The 2,422-nt window shown below is 53.9% G+C and carries 1 protein-coding gene; it reads right to left on the bottom strand.

Annotated elements, in window-relative coordinates; all coding sequences use genetic code 11:
* Positions 1-510: 510 nt before the first annotated feature.
* A complete protein-coding gene (locus tag QP977_RS10950) occupies positions 511-1,959 on the bottom strand; it encodes a nucleobase:cation symporter-2 family protein (protein ID WP_284847307.1) in 1,449 nt (482 codons plus the stop codon).
* Between the last annotated feature and the right edge of the window lie 463 nt (positions 1,960-2,422).

Raw genomic sequence — 2,422 nt, 5'->3', positions numbered from 1 at the left:
GTGGGTCGTGGTTGCCTTGCCCCTTGTGTGGGGTTGGGTGCTGCGGCCCACTTTTGTGCCCACGAGTAAACAACATTTAATCGACAAATGTCGTGGCTTATATCTCGGGGTAGCTACCGATTTGGCTTAATTGCGGGTACTTAGAAGGGTCCGATGCGCAGTACACCGGTCGGAGGCTCCTCGAATTCTGGCACTGAGCTTGTTGGCATGTCCGATTCAGTTATTGCACTTCTGTGTTTACCACAGCCACTCATCCCGACATGCAGATACCGCGCTTCAATGGGGCTTTACTGCCAAGCTGTCCAAATAGGGATCCATACGCTTATTTGGAATTCGTCCTGATTCTTAAGCCCTACCTACGAGACAACGCGGCGCCATCCAAGGTCGCGCCAAAAGGAAATCCCGTATGGGCGAGGTATTGCCTGCGCCCATACGGGAATGTGTTGTATTTAATTACGCCAGCGCGGTCTGGGATTGAGCTATCCAGCCACGCTAATCAAAGTACCGAAGTTAGTTATTACTGCTTGGCTTAGCGGGCGGGACGTCGCCGTAGCCGTCGTGGTCCTTATCTTCAGAGTTGATACCTCCGCGGAAGGTGTCGTGAGCGCTCGGAGTAACTGCGTGCGGTGCACGGTCGGCGGTGTTGAACAAAAGGTTCAAGATAATAGCTGCGACGGAACCTACGCAGATTCCTGAGGCCATAAACGTTTGTGCCCATGCCGGCAGTCCGGAGAATAGTTCGGGCGATACAGCCGGAAGCAATGCCAGTGCCAACGGAATACCAACCACGATCACGTTGGATTCAGTGAACTTAACCTTGGATAGGGTGCGGACGCCGGATGCTGCGACCATGCCGAACAAGGCGATACCGGCACCTCCCAAAACTGGAGCCGGGATAGCAGCAACGAGAGCGGCCGTCTTTGGAATCAGTCCCAGAATCAGCAGCATTCCGCCTGCAGCTGCGGTAACCCATCGGGATCGCACGCCCGTGATGGACAGGACGCCGATGTTCTGGGCAAACGCCGTGTATTGGAAGGTATTGAAAATACCGCCGATCATCGTCGCAGCACCGTCGGCACGCAGTGTGTCGGCAATACGGCGATTATCAATCTCGGTCTCGGTAATCTCACCGATTGCAAGCACATCTCCAGTCGCCTCGACCATAGTCACAAGCGAGACAATGCACATGGCAAATACAGCCGAGAAGACAAACTCAGGCATGCCGAAGTAGAACGGATGTGTCAGCCCAAAGATTGGTGAGTCCTTGGTCCCAGACCAATCCACCATTCCCAATGGAATGCATAGCAGCAACCCAGAAATCATGCCCACTAGAACGGCGATTCGGGCGAGCCATTCCGGTGCCCAACGCTCAATACTGAGAATCAAGACCAACACAAACACAGCTACTGCCAAGTTTTGGGGCGTGCCGAAATCAGGAGTGTCCTTGACTTCAGCACCGCCACCAACCCAGTCAGCTGCGACTGGCATAAGCGTCGTACCGATAATCAATAGCACCGTGCCAGTGACCAACGGCGGAAATAGACGTAGAAGCGACGCAAAAAGCGGTGCAAAGAGCATCATGAAAATGCCCGATGCAATCACCGAACCGTAGATTGCGGGCACGCCGTATTGCGATCCGATAGTGACCATCGGAATGGCAGCAGAGAAGGTACAGCCCTGAATCAGTGGTAGCCGCACACCAAATCGCCAAATGCCCACCGACTGCACGATGGTGGCGATGCCGGCAACAAACAGGTCCGCGGCAATTAGGTGCGGAATATCGGATGGGGACATACGCCCGGCATCCACAAGTGCCCAGCCCACGAAAAGCGGGACTGCCACCGCGCCTGCATACGCGGCGAGCACATGTTGAAAGCCGAGTACAAGCAGTTTCACATGGCCCGGATACTCATCGACCGGATGGACGGTCCGAGCATCGGTCTTCGTTGATGTAGTCACAGTTCGACTTTAGTTCCCTAGTCCAGCTTTTCCTCACTGGAGCTTTCTATTGGGGTGGTTTCGCTCCATCTCGCTTTACGACGAGGCTTTCGGGCCACGTCATTCTGCTGAGATAGTTCGTTAGTGTGCGTGAGCGGCCGGTGAACGAATGCATTGCCGAACAGCTTTAAGTGAAACTCTACGGTTATGGTCTTCTATTAGCTCGAAAGTGCCCTAGAAAAGCATTGTGACCTGGGGGTTCGCTTTATGTGTGAAGTGTGTGTAATGTATCCGGGGTCAGCGCGACAGGGCGATGTAATCGCTTATTGTGGTGATGTGGGGGAGAGTTTACTTTGTATTCACGGTCGGTTTGACTTGTGTTTGCAGTGAAGGTAGAGTCTTCTTCTGCTGCTCACGTGGTGGTTGCCCTGGTTGGGGTGGTTGTCTTCGTGGGTGTGTGTTGTGTGAGAACTCAATAGTGTGC

The organism is Corynebacterium sp. MSK012 (assembly GCF_030232435.1).
Classification (GTDB): domain Bacteria; phylum Actinomycetota; class Actinomycetes; order Mycobacteriales; family Mycobacteriaceae; genus Corynebacterium; species Corynebacterium jeikeium_D.
The sequence above is the reverse complement of the archived record's forward strand: the minus strand, read 5'-3'. Positions and strand labels throughout refer to the sequence as shown.